This window comes from Pseudomonas sp. WS 5146, assembly GCF_012985495.1.
GTDB lineage: Bacteria > Pseudomonadota > Gammaproteobacteria > Pseudomonadales > Pseudomonadaceae > Aquipseudomonas > Aquipseudomonas edaphica.
On sequence record NZ_JAAQWL010000003.1, the window covers coordinates 506,108 to 520,358 of the forward strand.

The following is a 14,251-nucleotide window of genomic DNA, read 5'->3' on the forward strand; positions in this document are numbered from 1 at the left end:
TGTGCCAGCGCATGTCAGCAACGTCTTTCGTTAACCTTTGTGCCATTGGCTTGATTGCCAAGGCGCAAGGTTGCGTGGCGCACGCCCTTAAATCGAAGAAACAGTCGCTCATGTGACCGGGGCGCGCTGTCCCGTCAGATGAGCTGACAGGACATTGAGCGCGGCGGCCCCTCCTCCTTCTGCACACTCCCTCTGCCCTTCTGACGGTGACTTTAGCGGTCAACCATCAGGAGAAAGTGCATGTCATCGTTTCAAGGTATCTGGGTTCCCATAGTCACGCCGTTTCAGGATGGCGCCATCGACTTTATCGGCCTGCACCGGCTGGTCGGTCACCTGCTGGAAAAACACGTCGCCGGGATCATGGTCTGCACCACCACGGGCGAAGCCGCGTCGTTGAGCCGTCAGGAGCAGCTCGCCGTGCTCGATGCCGTGCTGCAATGGGTGCCCGCACAGCGGGTGGTGATGGGCCTGGCGGGCAACAATCAGATTGAACTGCTGCACTTTCAAAGCGAAATTCTCCAGCGCCCGGTAGCCGGTCTGCTGGTGCCCGCGCCCAGCTATATCCGCCCTTCCCAGGCTGGCCTTGAGGCGTTTTTCCGCACGGTGGCGGATGCCTCCAGCGTGCCGATTGTGCTCTACGACATTCCCTACCGCACCGGCGTGACCTTTGAGCAGGCCACGTTGTTGAGCATCGTCAAACACCCGCGAATCAGCGCGATCAAAGATTGTGGCGGCAACCTAACCAATACCCTGGCGTTGCTGGCCAGTGGTGACGTGAATGTGTTGTGCGGCGAAGACGTCCAGATTTTTAACGCGCTGTGCCTGGGCGCCAGTGGCGCAATTGCGGCCTCGGCGCATCTGCATACCGAGACCTTTGTGGCGCTGTGCCAGCAAGTGCGCGATAACCAATTGGCCGAGGCCAGGGCGACGTTTTTCACGTTATTGCCACTGATCAACACGATGTTCATGGAGCCCAACCCGGCACCGGTGAAGGCTGGGTTGGCGTTGCAGGGCTTGATCGGCAGCGAACTGCGCGCGCCAATGCAAGCTGCCAGTGCGCGCGTACAGCAGGCGTTGGGCGAGCTGCTGTAAACGCCCTGTCGGGTTCATGCGCCAAAAAAAGACATCCAACGGACCGCCCGGTTGCGACCGGCGCGATCCCGGCCTATGTTCCAAGGCACGCCTTTACTTTGCTGCTCCACCTCTGTCTGCTCGCAACCAAGGTGAATTCATGCCCAGCCTCCCACGTCCCGCCGTGCTCGAACTGATCGGCAACACGCCGCTGGTCAAGGTCAGCCGTTTCGATACTGGCCCTTGCACGCTGTTTCTCAAGTTGGAATCGCAAAACCCCGGTGGCTCGATCAAGGACCGTATCGGCCTGGCCATGATCGACGCCGCTGAACGTGACGGCCGCCTGCAACCGGGCGGCACCATTATCGAAGCCACCGCCGGCAACACCGGCCTGGGCCTGGCGCTGGTCGGCCGGGCCAAAGGCTACCGTGTGGTGCTGGTGGTGCCCGACAAGATGTCGACTGAAAAGGTCTTGCACCTCAAGGCCATGGGCGCCGAAGTACACATCACCCGTTCCGATGTCGGCAAGGGCCATCCCGAGTACTACCAGGATGTGGCCGCTCGCCTGGCCAAAGACATTCCCGGTTCATTCTTCGCCGACCAGTTCAACAACCCCGCCAACCCGCTGGCCCACGAAACCAGCACCGCCCCGGAAATCTGGGCGCAAACCCAGCATGATCTGGACGCGATTGTGGTCGGTGTCGGCTCGGCCGGCACCCTCACCGGGCTTACGCGCTTCTTCAAACGCGTGCAGCCCGAACTGGAAATGGTGCTGGCCGACCCCGTGGGCTCGGTGATGGCCGAATACAGCCGCAGCGGGAAAATGGAAACGCCCGGCTCCTGGGCCGTGGAAGGCATCGGCGAAGACTTTATCCCCTCGATTGCCGACCTCTCCAGTGTGCGCCATGCCTACTCCATCAGCGATGAAGAAAGCTTCGACCACGCCCGTCAGTTACTCAAGGCCGAAGGTATCCTCGGCGGCTCATCCACCGGCACCCTGCTTGCCGCCGCACTGCGTTACTGCCGCGAACAAACCGAGCCAAAACGTGTGGTCACCTTCGTCTGCGACACCGGTACGCGCTACTTGTCCAAGGTCTACAACGACCAATGGATGAACGACGCGGGCCTGTTGCAATACAAACACTACGGCGACCTGCGCGACCTGATCGCGCGGCGCTTCGAAGACGGCCGGGTGATCAGCGTGAGCCCCGACGACAGCTTGCTCACCGCCTTCCAGCGCATGCGCCTGGCGGATGTCTCGCAACTGCCGGTGCTGGTGGATGGGCGTGAATTGGTCGGCGTCATCGACGAATCCGACATCCTGCTGGGCCTGCATCAGGACGCCACACACTTTTCCATGGTGGTGGCAGACGCCATGAGCAAAACCTTGCAAACCCTGGCCCCCAGCGCCAGCCTGGCCCAATTGCAGGCGGAACTGGATCGCGGCCTGGTCGCGATTATTGCCGACACATCCGGCTTCCATGGCCTGATCACCCGCGTCGACCTGCTTAACCACCTACGGAGATCCCTTGCATGAGCCTGCCCGATAAAAGCGCGTTTGCCACCCGTGTGATCCATGCCGGGCAATCCCCCGACCCAACCACGGGCGCGCTGATGCCGCCGATCTACGCCAACTCCACCTATTTGCAAGACAGCCCCGGCGTACACAAGGGTTTTGATTACGGGCGCTCCCACAACCCCACGCGGTTTGCCCTGGAGCGCTGCGTGGCCGACCTGGAGGGCGGCAGTGCGGCGTTTGCGTTTGCTTCGGGGCTGGCGGCGATTTCCACTGTGCTGGAACTGCTGGATGCCGGTGCGCATATTGTCTCCGGCAACGACCTGTATGGCGGCACGTTCCGGCTGTTCGACAAGGTGCGTCAACGCAGTGCCGGGCACCGTTTCAGCTTTGTCGATTTAAGCGACCTGTCGGCCTTTGAAGCCTCACTGCAGAGCGACACACGCATGGTCTGGGTCGAGACCCCGAGCAACCCGCTGCTGAGCCTCACCGACCTCAGCGCCATTGCGCGTATCTGTCGCGATCGCGGCATCATCTGCGTGGCCGATAACACCTTCGCCAGCCCATGGATCCAGCGCCCACTGGAGCTGGGCTTCGACATCGTGGTGCACTCCACCACCAAATACCTCAACGGCCACTCCGACGTGATCGGCGGTATCGCCATCGTCGGCCACAACCCGGAACTCGCCGAGCGCCTGGGCTTTTTGCAAAACTCGGTCGGCGCGATTGCCGGCCCGTTCGATGCGTTCCTGACCCTGCGCGGGGTAAAAACCCTGGCACTGCGCATGGAGCGCCATTGCAGCAACGCACTGGACCTGGCCACCTGGCTGGAACAGCAGCCGCAAGTGTTGCGGGTGTACTACCCAGGCCTGGCCTCGCACCCGCAGCACGCACTGGCGCGCAAGCAGATGCGTGGATTTGGCGGGATGATTTCGGTGGATTTGAACAGTGATCTGGCGGGTGCCACACGTTTTCTGGAAAACGTGAAAATTTTCGCGTTGGCCGAAAGCCTCGGCGGCGTGGAAAGCCTGATCGAACACCCGGCGATCATGACCCATGCAAGCATTCCTGCGGCGACGCGGGCGCAGTTGGGGATCGGCGATGGGTTGGTGCGGTTGTCGGTGGGGGTTGAGGATGTGGAAGATTTGAGAGCCGATCTGGCTCAGGCGCTGGCCCTGATCTAGACGCCTGTGGGAGCTGGCTTGCCTGCGATACAGACACCTCGGTGTATCAGTTGCACCGCGGTGATCCTATCGCAGGCAAGCCAGCTCCCACACAAGCCAGCTTTCACAAGGGGGATTGTGTCAGGCTGAAGTGACGTTGGCCCGCGCCGAATGCAGTTTTTTATAGCTCTCGATCAAACGCAAATGCCGATCCAGGCCTTCCAGCTTCATGCTGGTCGGGGTCAAGCCATAAAACCGCACACTGCCATCGACCGAACCCATCACCGCATCCATCCGCTCGTTACCGAACATTCGGCGGAAGTTGGCCTCGTAATCGGCGAGGTCCAGGTCGTCGTCCAACTGCATCTCCAACACTGCGTTCACGGCCTGGTAGAACAGGCCGCGTTCAGCGGTGTTGTCGTTGTATTGCAGGAACATCTCCACGCACTCCTTGGCCTCCTCATATTGCTGCAAGGCCAGGAAGATCAGCAGTTTCAACTCCAGGATGGTCAACTGGCCCCACGCCGTGTTGTCGTCGAACTCAATGCCGATCAAGGTGGTGATGTCGGTGTAATCGTCCAGCTCGCTTTCGATCAGACGCTCGACCAACGCCTGCAGCGCCTCCTCGTCAAGGCTGTGCAGGTTGAGGATATCGGCACGGAAAAACAGCGCCTTGTTGGTGTTGTCCCAGATCAGGTCGTCCACCGGGTAGATTTCCGAGTAGTCCGGCACCAGGATCCGGCAAGCCGTGGCGCCGAGGTGTTCGTACACCGCCATATAGGACTCTTTGCCCATGCCTTCGAGAATGCCGAACAGGGTGGCGGCTTCTTCGGCGTTGGAATTTTCACCTTCGCCCGAGAAGTCCCACTCGACGAACTCATAGTCCGACTGCGCACTGAAGAAGCGCCACGACACCACGCCGCTTGAGTCAATAAAGTGCTCGACAAAGTTGTTCGGCTCGGTCACCGCCTGACCTTCAAAGGTCGGCTGCGGCAGGTCATTCAAACCCTCAAAACTGCGGCCCTGGAGCAGTTCGGTGAGGCTGCGTTCCAGCGCCACTTCCATGCTTGGGTGTGCGCCGAACGAGGCGAATACGCCGCCGGTGCGCGGGTTCATCAGGGTGACGCACATCACCGGGAACTCGCCGCCCAGGGATGCGTCCTTGACCAGCACCGGGAAGCCCTGGGCTTCCAGGCCTTCGATACCCGCGACAATGCCGGGGTATTTGGCCAACACTTCTGCGGGCACGTCCGGCAAGGCGAACTCGCCTTCAATGATTTCGCGCTTCACGGCGCGCTCGAAAATCTCCGACAGGCACTGCACCTGGGCTTCAGCCAAGGTATTGCCCGCGCTCATGCCGTTGCTGAGGTAGAGGTTTTCGATCAGGTTGGACGGGAAATACACCACTTCGCCGTCGGACTGGCGCACGAACGGCAGCGCAACAATCCCGCGTTCTTCATTGCCCGAGTTGGTGTCGAACAGGTGCGAGCCACGCAGCTCGCCCTCACGGTTGTAGACCTTCAGGCAGTAGGCATCGAGGATTTCACTCGGCAGCTCGTCCTTGGGCCCAGGCTGGAACCAGCGTTCGTCCGGGTAATGCACGAACGGCGCGTTGGCCAGCTCCTCACCCCAGAACTGGTCGTTGTAGAAGAAGTTGCAGTTCAGCCGCTCGATAAACTCGCCCAGGGCAGACGCCAATGCGCCTTCCTTGGTTGCGCCCTTGCCGTTGGTGAAACACATCGGCGAGTGTGCGTCGCGGATATGCAACGACCACACGTTGGGCACGATATTGCGCCACGAGGCGATTTCAATCTTCATGCCCAGGCCGGCGAGAATGCCGGACATGTTGGCGATGGTCTGCTCCAGCGGCAGGTCCTTGCCGGCGATGTAGGTGCCCGCCTCGGAGGTTGAATTGGGCATCAACAATGCCTGCGCATCCGCGTCGAGGTTTTCCACTTCCTCGATCACAAATTCCGGCCCGGCCTGCACGACTTTCTTCACGGTGCAGCGGTCGATGGAACGCAGGATGCCCTGGCGGTCCTTGTCGGAGATGTCCGCTGGCAACTCGACCTGGATCTTGAAGATCTGGTTGTAGCGGTTTTCCGGATCAACGATGTTGTTCTGTGACAGGCGAATATTCTCGGTGGGAATATTGCGTGTTGCGCAGTACAGCTTCACAAAGTACGCCGCGCACAACGCCGACGAAGCCAGGAAGTAATCGAACGGACCCGGGGCCGAACCGTCGCCTTTGTAGCGAATCGGCTGGTCGGCAATCACCGTGAAGTCATCGAACTTGGCTTCAAGCCGAAGGTTGTCGAGAAAGTTGACCTTAATTTCCATGCGGGCACACCAGAATAACGAGCTAAACAAATTGGCCGCCATTATGAAGATTTTCGCCGGGAAGTCTCAGGGTTTTGCGAATCGGCTGCCGATCGGTGCTAACGTCCACCCACCACACTTTGAGCCATCGGCCCATGTCCATTACCGATAACCTCCTCGCCTTTACCTTCGCCGCCACCCTGCTCACGCTCACGCCGGGGCTGGATACCGCGCTGGTGCTGCGCACCGCCACAGTCGAAGGCAAACGCCAGGCGCTGCACGCCACCTTCGGCATCAACGCCGGTTGCTTGCTGTGGGGCGCGGCCGTGGCGTTTGGCCTGGGCGCTTTGATTGCAGTGTCGGAGCTGGCGTACAACCTGCTCAAATATTGCGGCGCGGCTTATCTCGCGTGGCTGGGCCTGAACATGTTGGTGCGCCCACGCCGCTCACTGTCACCCGCCAAAGCCGAGGGCAAACCGGGCGGCAACTGGTTCCTCAAGGGCATGTTGGGCAATGTGCTGAATCCCAAAGTGGGCATCTTCTACGTGTCCTTCCTGCCGCAATTCATCCCCCAAGGCCAGCCGCTGATTGCCTGGACCTTTGGCCTGGTCAGCATTCATGTGCTGCTGGGCCTGCTGTGGTCACTGCTGCTGATTGGCGCCACCCGGCCGCTGTCCGGTTTCCTGCGCAGGGAAAAGGTGATCCGGTGGATGGACCGCACCACCGGCATGATCTTCGTGTTGTTCGCCGCGCGCTTGGCGTTGAGCAAGCGCTGAACCTTAGCCGAGGCGGATCGACAGTTCGATATCATCGGCAAACGGCACCGACAGATAGCCGTTCCCAGGTTCGCGCACGTGCGCCAGGTATTCAGGGCAGTAGTTGGTGTTGTCAGCCACCACCAGCGCGCCCGGCCGCAGGTGCTTCTCTACCAGGTTCAACACATCGCCATACAGCGACTTGGCGCCATCGAGCAGCAGCAGGTCGACCGTTTGCGGCAGGTTTGCAGCCAATGAGACCAGCGCGTCGCCTTCGCGCACCTCGATCAGGTCGCTGACGCCGCCTTCGATGAAATGTTCGCGCGCCAGGGCAATCTTTGACGGTTCGAATTCGCTGCCGATCAACACGCCGCCGCCGTTGTCGCGCAGTGCGGCAGCCAGGAACATGGTGGACAACCCGAACGAGGTGCCGAACTCGACAATAGCTTTTGCATGGCTGCTGCGGGCCAGCATATAGAGCAGGTTGCCGGTGTCACGCGAGACGGGCAGCCACAGATCCTTGAGCATCGTGTAAAGCTCAAGGTACTCGGTTTTGCTGTGCATCAGGCGGTTGCGCTCTTGCGGCGACACAGTGTCGATGAGCGGGCTGGTCGCCGCATTGGCTTGGGCGTAGAGGCGTTCGATCAGGGCTGCAAGAGGCGCGGTGGTCAGGGTGGTCATGATTGATTTCCGTCGAAGGGGGACTAAGATGCGATTAATTCGTCGCATTAAAAGTATGCGAGTGATTCATCGCCTTCGCTATTCGCGTTCGCCCAGCGCTCGGAGCCCGAAATGACCACCCGCCAGACTCCCCGTATTGCCTCGCGCAAACAGCCACAACAGGCACGCTCGACCGAGTTGGTGGCGGCGATTCTCGAAGCCGCTATTCAGGTTTTGGCCAAGGAAGGCGCTACGCGTTTCACCACCGCGCGGGTCGCGGAAAAAGCCGGCGTGAGTGTCGGCTCGGTGTATCAATATTTCCCCAACAAGGCCGCGATCCTGTTTCGGCTGCAAAGTGATGAATGGCAGCAGACCACCCAAATGCTGCGCGACATCCTCGAACAAACCGAAATAGCACCGCTGACCCGCCTGCGTACCTTGGTGCATGCATTTATCCATTCCGAGTGCGAGGAGGCGCTGATGCGCGGTGCGCTGCACGACGCGGCGCCGCTGTACCGCGATGCGCCGGAAGCGGAGCAAGTGCGCGCGGCCGGCCGGCAAGCCTTTGAGACATTCATGCATGAGTTGCTGCCCGAGGTGCCCGACGCAACCCGCGCACTGGCGTGTGACCTGATCCGCAGCACGCTGGGTTGCGTGGGCAAGGACTTTTCCTTCAGCCCGCGCACCGCTGCCGAAATCGAGGTGTATGCCGATGGCATGGCCGCTATGTTCAGTGCTTATGTGAATACACTCAATCGGCCCTGATTGCTTACGAAGCCGTAGCGGAAGGTTCACACGGCGATTGAAGGCACCAGCGCTCGATGGGAGTATCGGCGACTGTGGGAGCTGGCTTGCCTGCGATGGCGATGGGTCAGTCACCGATGTATGCACGGATAGACCGCTATCGCAGGCAAGCCAGCTCCCACTTTGGATCGATGTGCATCGTGCAAATGAGCTTCGAACAATAGACCTGTTTAAGCACGCCCAATCGCTGCTATGTTTCGCGCCTGATCCAGCCAAAGGATGTGCCATGGAACCGCTAGCCACAAACGCCGCGTTGTTGATCATCGACATGCAGCAAGGCATGAATGACCCCACGCTGGGGCGCCGCAATAACCCCGACGCCGAGGTGCAGATACAGCACCTGCAGCGTGCATGGCGGCAGTCCAATCGCCCCGTGGTGCATGTGCGGCACATGTCCCGCAGCGAAGGCTCGGTGTTTTGGCCGGGCCAACCGGGCTGTGAGTTCCAGCCGGCACTGGCACCGCTCAAGCATGAGCATGTGGTGGAAAAAAACGTCCCGGATGCGTTCGCCGCCACCGGCCTGGAGCGTTGGCTGCATGTGCGTGGGATCCGGCAATTGGTGATCGTTGGGGTGATCACCAACAACTCTGTCGAGTCTACGGCGCGCTCCGGCGGCAACCTGGGTTTTGAGGTAACAGTGGCGGCGGACGCCTGCTACACCTTTGATCAAGCCGATTTATCGGGCCGCCTCTGGCCTGCCGAGGATGTGCATGCACTGTCGCTCAGCAACCTGGCGATGGATTACGCCAGGGTCACAGCCACTGCCGATATCCTGGCCATGCTTTAAAAAACGCCTGCCTGCGCGAGCATGTCGATAAGCCCTTCTGGCCATACCGTGTCTGCCGTCGAATGCAGCGCCTCGGTGGACCACCAATGGTGATCCGCCATGACCTGGGCTTCTTGCACTGTCCATTCGTCTCGCGACAGGTGCTCGTTTTGCGCCTGCACAACAAAGTACTGCTCAATGGCCAACACCGTTTCACCACTGGGTAGCATCAGCTCAAATCGGCGATCTGCTACCGGCGCTTGTACGTCACTGACCACAATGCCGGTCTCTTCGCGCAGCTCACGGATCGCAGCGGTGTGAAAGGTTTCCCCGGCTTCAACACCGCCGCCGGGCGTCGCCCAGTAATTCCTGCCGGCCAGTGCCCCGTCCTTGTGGACGAACCGGAACAGCAGCACTTTTCGAGCCGGGCTGATCACCAAAAGGCGTGCCGCCTTGCGCTCACGCATTGTCTCTCGTCCTTTCACCAAGCCGCTCTACCAGTCTTACCAGATAACCATCCGGGTCCTGTACCAGAAACTCGCGCTGCCCAACCTCGACCTCGCCTGCCCGGTACCACACGTCTTTGCAGGCCTTGAACACGGGATAGGCCGCCCTCTCCAGCCGTTGAATAACCGGATGTACCGCCACGACATCAATTTGCAGGTTCATGCCGCGCCCGAATGGCCTTTCCAACGCCCCCGTGAGCCATTGACTGGCGAGTGGGTCGACTTGTTCAAGCATCACCTGGGCTCCGTCCAGGTCAAGATACGCGAAGCCGTCTTCCAGGCGCTGATAAGCCACCGTGAACCCCAGACAACCGACCCAGAACTCAAGGCTGCGGTTCAGGTCGGTCACCATCAATTCCGGGACCAGATTATTTCTATGCATCGCCCATCACCGCCCAACCTGAGGCCATGCGGCAGATGACTTTATCGTTGGCACCGCTGCGGGCCAGTGCGACACGTTCCGTGATCAGTGGCATGCATCATCCTTAATGAAAAAATATCGATGGCATCTTAACGGTGAAAACACCCCAGGGCTCAACACTTTCAACCTGGCGGGCCCCATGCTTGTGCATGGTTAAATTTTCAGGACAAAAACATTTTTTGTTGTACACAAAATAAAGCTAAAGCTTTATAACCCTCGGGCCGAGACAGTCAGTGATATCAAATCGCCTCTTCGCCCAGTGGTCGTCTCGATGAAAATAAAAAACAAGCTCGTCCTCGCGTTCGTCTCTGTCGCCTTTATCCCGGTTAGCCTGGTTGCAGTTATCTCCGTCATGAACACGCGGACTCAGGCGGTCGATCAGTTTATTGATGGCAGCACCCGCGAAATACGTCAGATCGATGGCAATATCCGGCAATTCTTCGACGGCACCTTGCAGAACGTCGATCAAATGTCTGCTGATCCTGTATACACTTCAGTGAACACCCTAAAGGATTATCAGCCTGCAAACGCCGCGAGCCAGCCAATGCCCGCCCAGGCGCAGCAGGTAATCGACCAGTTTGCCCGTTTTGGCGCCACCCACCCTTCCGCTGCGATTCTGTCCATTGGCCTCGAAGACGGCACCTACGCCAAATGGCCCGATGACCCACAACTGGCCAAATACGACCCGCGCACCCGTCCCTGGTACAAGGCTGCCATGGCCAGCCCCAACAAGACCGTGCGCACACCCGCTTACTACTATGACAAGGATGATGTGGCGCTGGTGGGCACCGCACGTGCGCTGCTCGATAGCAGCGGCAAGGCCAAGGGCGTGTTCGTGGTCAGCGTGTCGCTGAAGAACCTCACCGAATTGCTCAAGAGCATCAAGCTGGGTGAAAGCGGCTACGTGATGTTGATCGAAGACGGCGTGGTGCTGGTCGACCCGCGCAACGCCGCGCACAACTTCAAGCCGCTCAAGGACCTCGGCGCGCCGTATGCGCACTTGGCCGAGACGCCCCAGGGCTCAACCGAGGTGGTCATCGACGGCGTGCGCTACATGGCCAACGTGTGGACCTCGCCGGGCCTGGGCTGGCGGTATGTGGGGCTGATCGAATACAGCGAAGTCATGGCAGCGGCGACGCGCATGACCTACCTGACCACGGCAATCGTGGCCGTGCTGGTGCTGATCTTCGGGCTGATCGCCGCGGCGTTTTCCAAGGTGATCGTCAAACCGATCGGCCAGGTCAGTACCGGCTTGCAGTCCATCGCCCAGGGTGAAGGCGATTTGCGCCATGAGCTGCAAGTACAGGGCAAGGATGAAACTGCCGAGCTGGCGGGCTGGTTCAATAAATTCCTCGCCGCAATCCGTCAGCTGATCCAGCATATTGGCGCGGCCTCCACCAATCTTCAGGACGCGTCACGGGTCAACAGCGAAGTGGCACACAACATGAACGAAGCCGCCGGGCGCCAGCGTGAGGCGGTGGAATTGGTGTCTACCGCGTTCAATGAAATGGTCGCCACCGCCAACGAAGTCGCACGCTCGTGCAGCGGCGCGGCGGAGTCGGCCGAGAACGGCCATCGCCGTGTGGCCGAAGGCAAACAGCAGATCGAAGTCACCACCGATAACGTCAACCGCCTGGGCCGCCGCCTGACCGAGTCATCCCAGGCCATGGTCGAGCTGGAAGCCGGCAGCCGCAGCATCAACCAGATCCTCGGCACTATTCGCGCCATCGCCGAGCAGACCAACCTGCTGGCCCTCAACGCCGCCATCGAAGCCGCCCGCGCCGGTGATCAGGGCCGTGGTTTTGCCGTGGTGGCCGATGAAGTGCGCGCGCTGGCCAAGCGCACCTCCGACTCCACCGGCGAGATCGAGCAGTTGCTCGGCACCCTCGGCAGCAAGACCGAAGAAGTCACCCAGAAGATGAGCAGTTGCCTGGACCTGTCCCGCGCCAGCGTGTCGTCCATCGAAAACGCGCGGGACAGTTTCGAGGGCATCCAGTTGTCGGTAAACGAGATCCGCGACCAGAACCTGCAGATTTCCGCCGCCGCCGAGGAACAACACAGCGTGGCCGAAGAAATCAACCGCCATATCCAGCAGATCTATGACGAGGCAAGGTTGGTGGAGAGCCTGGCCAATGCTGCGCAGGATGATTCGGGGCGGTTATCGAGCCTGTCGCAGGAGCTGAATGGCTTGGTCGGGCGTTTTAAATCCTGATGTGCGCAGCGTAGGTAAAGTGAGCCTGAGTGCCAAATTACCTATCTATACCTGCTGTCTATACCTGCTGTGAAACCATCCACTCGATAAAGGTTTGCAGTCGCACGCTGAAGGGCTCGCCCACGGCACTCGGGTTTCGCGCCTCGAACAGGAAATACGCGATCTGGATGCGCATCGCGGGGTGATGCTGTACGAACAAGGCAACGTGCTCTTCGAGGGTGTACGGCCAGGGCGCGTCGGGGCCGCGCAATATGTTGGTCGCTCGAATCAGCTTGCGAGCCGCTTCGCGTTGCAGCCGCAGGCGCTCGGTTGGGGTATTGGCCTGATGGATGAGGTTGAGATAGCCGCTCAACACGGATTCAAAATCACCATTCAACGCCAGGGCGATTTCGCGCGAAGGCAGGAAGCATTCAAAGCGCAGCGAAAGATCCTCGCCCCACACACAACGGCAATGATGCTTGAGCCAGAAACCCCATTTACTTGCGTTTTCGGGCGCCAGTACTTCGGCGCGGTGGCCGATATCGAAGTCAATCTTGGTGACCACCGGGTGGCGTTGCTCCAGCGCCTGGCGCAGCGTTTCCAAGTGTGCCAATACCTGTGCATCCGGCGGTTCGAGCAGAATCAGGCTAAGGTCCAGGTCCGATTCGCCTGGGCTTGCTTCGCCCCTGGCGACACTGCCATACACATAAATGCCGTCCAGCCCGGACTGGGAGAGGCTGGCGATGACATCCGCCAGCAGCGGCTCAAACTCAGGCTGGAAGGCGGCATTGCCCAGCGTCAGCACACAGCCCTGGGCATCCACACCGGTCACCGTACTCATGGGTGATGCACCTCGATCACCAGGCCTTCCGCCTCACTCGGCACACAGAAATGGCGGGTGATCAGGTCAAACTCGGCGTCGGTGGCGGCGAAATCATGCTCGCCCTGGGCATTGCGCGCCTGTAAACGGCTGCGGCAGGTGGCGTCATCCAGCTCCAGATAGTGCAGGCAGTGCGGCGCTTGCGCAGCCTGAGCCAAGCTCAGCAGCCACTCGCGATTAGCCAGCGTATTGGCTGGGAAGTCCAACACCACGTTGATGCCCGATTGCAGCACGTTGATCAGCAACGGCCCGAGCACACCTCGAATACGCTGGGCGCAGCTCACGTAATCGGCAATCGAGAGGACTTCGCCTGGGTAAAGTGTGGCGAGCCAATGGTCTTCGCTCAACAGGATGGCGGCGTGTTCAGCGGCCAAAGTGTTGGCCAGGGTGGATTTGCCGGAGGCGATCTTGCCGCACAGCAGGTGCAGGGTTGGCATGGACAGGGTTCCTTTTGTCAGGCCCTGAAGCATGCCAGTTTTCAGGGTTCTGCATAATGAGAACCTATTCTGTAACAGTGAATGGGCACCCTGGTTTCGACAAATTAACGACAAGGGATGGTTATGATTCGCGATGCATTGCCCAAGGACGCCAAGCACATCGCTCAGGTGCATGTGAGCAGTTGGCAACAGGCTTATGTAGACCTGATGCCAGCAGATTTTCTGGCCTCGCTGAGCACAACACTGCCGCAGAAAGAGGCTAACTGGGCGCGCTTGATTGAAAGCCAAGACGCTGGCGTATTAGTCGCCGAAGTGGATGGCAACGTTATCGGCTGGCTGTCGCTGGGCCTTTGCCGGGATACGGACACGCCCGAGGTCGCATCGGGAGAGGTCATGGCTATCTACGTGTTGGCGGACTACTGGGGTCACGGCATCGGCGCGCAATTGTGGCAGGCGGGTTTCCAACGTTTGGTTGAACAGGGTTATAAACGCATTTCCTTATGGGTTTTAGCCGCCAACCAAAGAGCCGTACGTTTCTATACACGCTTTGGCGGCACTGAAGACCCGGGTAGCCGTCGCACGCTGGTGCGCGGTGGCGTGACGCTGGAAGAGGTGCGCTATGTGTGGACCCGTTAAAGCCCTGTCAAACCCTGAAATAATATTTCGACACGAATTGCGCTGAACTATCCGCCAGGCTCTACGCTCCTTCCCTATGCGCTGCCCCGCCCCGGGGCGTTGGATAAAACAAGGAGCCGCGACCCC

Annotated in this window: 14 protein-coding genes and 1 pseudogene; 9 read left to right on the forward strand and 6 right to left on the reverse strand. The window is 60.0% G+C overall.

Annotated features, from left to right (window positions below):
- Positions 1-240: 240 nt before the first annotated feature.
- The 3 genes from dapA to HBO41_RS11165 all read left to right on the forward strand — a co-directional run bounded on the left by dapA (position 241) and on the right by HBO41_RS11165 (position 3,771).
- Positions 241-1,092 carry a 4-hydroxy-tetrahydrodipicolinate synthase gene (gene dapA / locus HBO41_RS11155; protein WP_169986239.1) on the forward strand — a complete coding sequence of 284 codons (852 nt, stop codon included), beginning with the start codon at positions 241-243 and terminating at the stop codon, positions 1,090-1,092.
- A 139-nt stretch (positions 1,093-1,231) separates the two neighbouring features.
- Positions 1,232-2,608 (forward strand): cystathionine beta-synthase, encoded by a 1,377-nt coding sequence (locus HBO41_RS11160; protein ID WP_017138937.1) that lies wholly within the window; start codon positions 1,232-1,234, stop codon positions 2,606-2,608.
- Entirely contained in the window at positions 2,605-3,771 is a 1,167-nt protein-coding gene (locus HBO41_RS11165; RefSeq protein WP_169986241.1) for a cystathionine gamma-synthase, read from the forward strand. The genes HBO41_RS11160 and HBO41_RS11165 overlap by 4 nt, the downstream gene beginning before the upstream one ends.
- A 120-nt stretch (positions 3,772-3,891) precedes the next feature.
- On the opposite strand, the gene HBO41_RS11170 is transcribed toward HBO41_RS11165, so the two are convergent.
- Positions 3,892-6,090 (reverse strand): OsmC domain/YcaO domain-containing protein, encoded by a 2,199-nt coding sequence (locus HBO41_RS11170; protein WP_169986243.1) that lies wholly within the window; start codon positions 6,088-6,090, stop codon positions 3,892-3,894.
- Between the two features lie 134 nt (positions 6,091-6,224).
- Here HBO41_RS11170 and HBO41_RS11175 point away from each other — a divergent pair, with 134 nt between their 5' ends.
- Positions 6,225-6,845: a LysE family translocator gene (locus HBO41_RS11175; RefSeq protein ID WP_017138939.1), complete on the forward strand. Its 621-nt coding sequence runs from the start codon at positions 6,225-6,227 to the stop codon at positions 6,843-6,845.
- Between the two features lie 3 nt (positions 6,846-6,848).
- Here the strand turns inward: HBO41_RS11175 and HBO41_RS11180 are convergent, their stop codons facing one another.
- The gene (locus tag HBO41_RS11180) at positions 6,849-7,505 is read right to left on the reverse strand and encodes an O-methyltransferase (RefSeq protein WP_169986245.1); all 657 of its coding nucleotides are present in this window, start codon (positions 7,503-7,505) and stop codon (positions 6,849-6,851) included.
- Positions 7,506-7,616: 111 nt separating this feature from the next.
- Here HBO41_RS11180 and HBO41_RS11185 point away from each other — a divergent pair, with 111 nt between their 5' ends.
- Together HBO41_RS11185 and HBO41_RS11190 are read left to right on the forward strand one after the other, a co-directional pair.
- Positions 7,617-8,249, forward strand: coding sequence for a TetR family transcriptional regulator (locus HBO41_RS11185; protein WP_017138941.1), 633 nt, complete (start codon positions 7,617-7,619; stop codon positions 8,247-8,249).
- 265 nt (positions 8,250-8,514) lie between these two features.
- A complete protein-coding gene (locus HBO41_RS11190; protein ID WP_017138942.1) occupies positions 8,515-9,075 on the forward strand; it encodes a cysteine hydrolase family protein in 561 nt (186 codons plus the stop codon).
- Here HBO41_RS11190 and HBO41_RS11195 read toward each other — a convergent pair.
- Positions 9,072-9,521: an NUDIX hydrolase gene (locus HBO41_RS11195; protein ID WP_017138943.1), complete on the reverse strand. Its 450-nt coding sequence runs from the start codon at positions 9,519-9,521 to the stop codon at positions 9,072-9,074. The genes HBO41_RS11190 and HBO41_RS11195 overlap by 4 nt on opposite strands.
- Positions 9,514-9,942 carry a VOC family protein gene (locus HBO41_RS11200; RefSeq protein ID WP_169986247.1) on the reverse strand — a complete coding sequence of 143 codons (429 nt, stop codon included), beginning with the start codon at positions 9,940-9,942 and terminating at the stop codon, positions 9,514-9,516. The genes HBO41_RS11195 and HBO41_RS11200 overlap by 8 nt, the downstream gene beginning before the upstream one ends.
- A gap of 391 nt (positions 9,943-10,333) precedes the next feature.
- Here HBO41_RS11200 and HBO41_RS29815 point away from each other — a divergent pair.
- Together HBO41_RS29815 and HBO41_RS29820 are read left to right on the forward strand one after the other, a co-directional pair.
- Positions 10,334-11,338 (forward strand): annotated as a pseudogene (locus tag HBO41_RS29815) (cache domain-containing protein); the annotation flags it as partial.
- An 87-nt stretch (positions 11,339-11,425) separates the two neighbouring features.
- Positions 11,426-12,193, forward strand: a complete 768-nt coding sequence (locus HBO41_RS29820) for a methyl-accepting chemotaxis protein (protein ID WP_371919082.1) — start codon at positions 11,426-11,428, stop codon at positions 12,191-12,193.
- Positions 12,194-12,251: 58 nt separating this feature from the next.
- On the opposite strand, the gene HBO41_RS11210 is transcribed toward HBO41_RS29820, so the two are convergent.
- On the reverse strand, positions 12,252-13,013 hold the full coding sequence (locus tag HBO41_RS11210) for a nucleotidyltransferase domain-containing protein (RefSeq protein ID WP_169986251.1): 762 nt from the start codon (positions 13,011-13,013) through the stop codon (positions 12,252-12,254).
- Positions 13,010-13,489, reverse strand: a complete 480-nt coding sequence (locus HBO41_RS11215) for an ATP-binding protein (RefSeq protein ID WP_169986253.1) — start codon at positions 13,487-13,489, stop codon at positions 13,010-13,012. Before HBO41_RS11215 ends, HBO41_RS11210 begins: the two co-directional genes overlap by 4 nt.
- A gap of 123 nt (positions 13,490-13,612) precedes the next feature.
- Here HBO41_RS11215 and HBO41_RS11220 point away from each other — a divergent pair, with 123 nt between their 5' ends.
- On the forward strand, positions 13,613-14,125 hold the full coding sequence (locus HBO41_RS11220; protein WP_017138949.1) for a GNAT family N-acetyltransferase: 513 nt from the start codon (positions 13,613-13,615) through the stop codon (positions 14,123-14,125).
- Positions 14,126-14,251: the final 126 nt, after the last annotated feature.

Coding starts and splice junctions, on each gene's coding strand:
- dapA (WP_169986239.1), top strand. CDS start 241: ATGTCATCGTTTCAAGGTATCTGGGTTCCCATAGTCACGCCGTTTCAG.
- HBO41_RS11160 (WP_017138937.1), top strand. CDS start 1,232: ATGCCCAGCCTCCCACGTCCCGCCGTGCTCGAACTGATCGGCAACACG.
- HBO41_RS11165 (WP_169986241.1), top strand. CDS start 2,605: ATGAGCCTGCCCGATAAAAGCGCGTTTGCCACCCGTGTGATCCATGCC.
- HBO41_RS11170 (WP_169986243.1), bottom strand. CDS start 6,090: ATGGAAATTAAGGTCAACTTTCTCGACAACCTTCGGCTTGAAGCCAAG.
- HBO41_RS11175 (WP_017138939.1), top strand. CDS start 6,225: ATGTCCATTACCGATAACCTCCTCGCCTTTACCTTCGCCGCCACCCTG.
- HBO41_RS11180 (WP_169986245.1), bottom strand. CDS start 7,505: ATGACCACCCTGACCACCGCGCCTCTTGCAGCCCTGATCGAACGCCTC.
- HBO41_RS11185 (WP_017138941.1), top strand. CDS start 7,617: ATGACCACCCGCCAGACTCCCCGTATTGCCTCGCGCAAACAGCCACAA.
- HBO41_RS11190 (WP_017138942.1), top strand. CDS start 8,515: ATGGAACCGCTAGCCACAAACGCCGCGTTGTTGATCATCGACATGCAG.
- HBO41_RS11195 (WP_017138943.1), bottom strand. CDS start 9,521: ATGCGTGAGCGCAAGGCGGCACGCCTTTTGGTGATCAGCCCGGCTCGA.
- HBO41_RS11200 (WP_169986247.1), bottom strand. CDS start 9,942: ATGCATAGAAATAATCTGGTCCCGGAATTGATGGTGACCGACCTGAAC.
- HBO41_RS29820 (WP_371919082.1), top strand. CDS start 11,426: ATGAACGAAGCCGCCGGGCGCCAGCGTGAGGCGGTGGAATTGGTGTCT.
- HBO41_RS11210 (WP_169986251.1), bottom strand. CDS start 13,013: ATGAGTACGGTGACCGGTGTGGATGCCCAGGGCTGTGTGCTGACGCTG.
- HBO41_RS11215 (WP_169986253.1), bottom strand. CDS start 13,489: ATGCCAACCCTGCACCTGCTGTGCGGCAAGATCGCCTCCGGCAAATCC.
- HBO41_RS11220 (WP_017138949.1), top strand. CDS start 13,613: ATGATTCGCGATGCATTGCCCAAGGACGCCAAGCACATCGCTCAGGTG.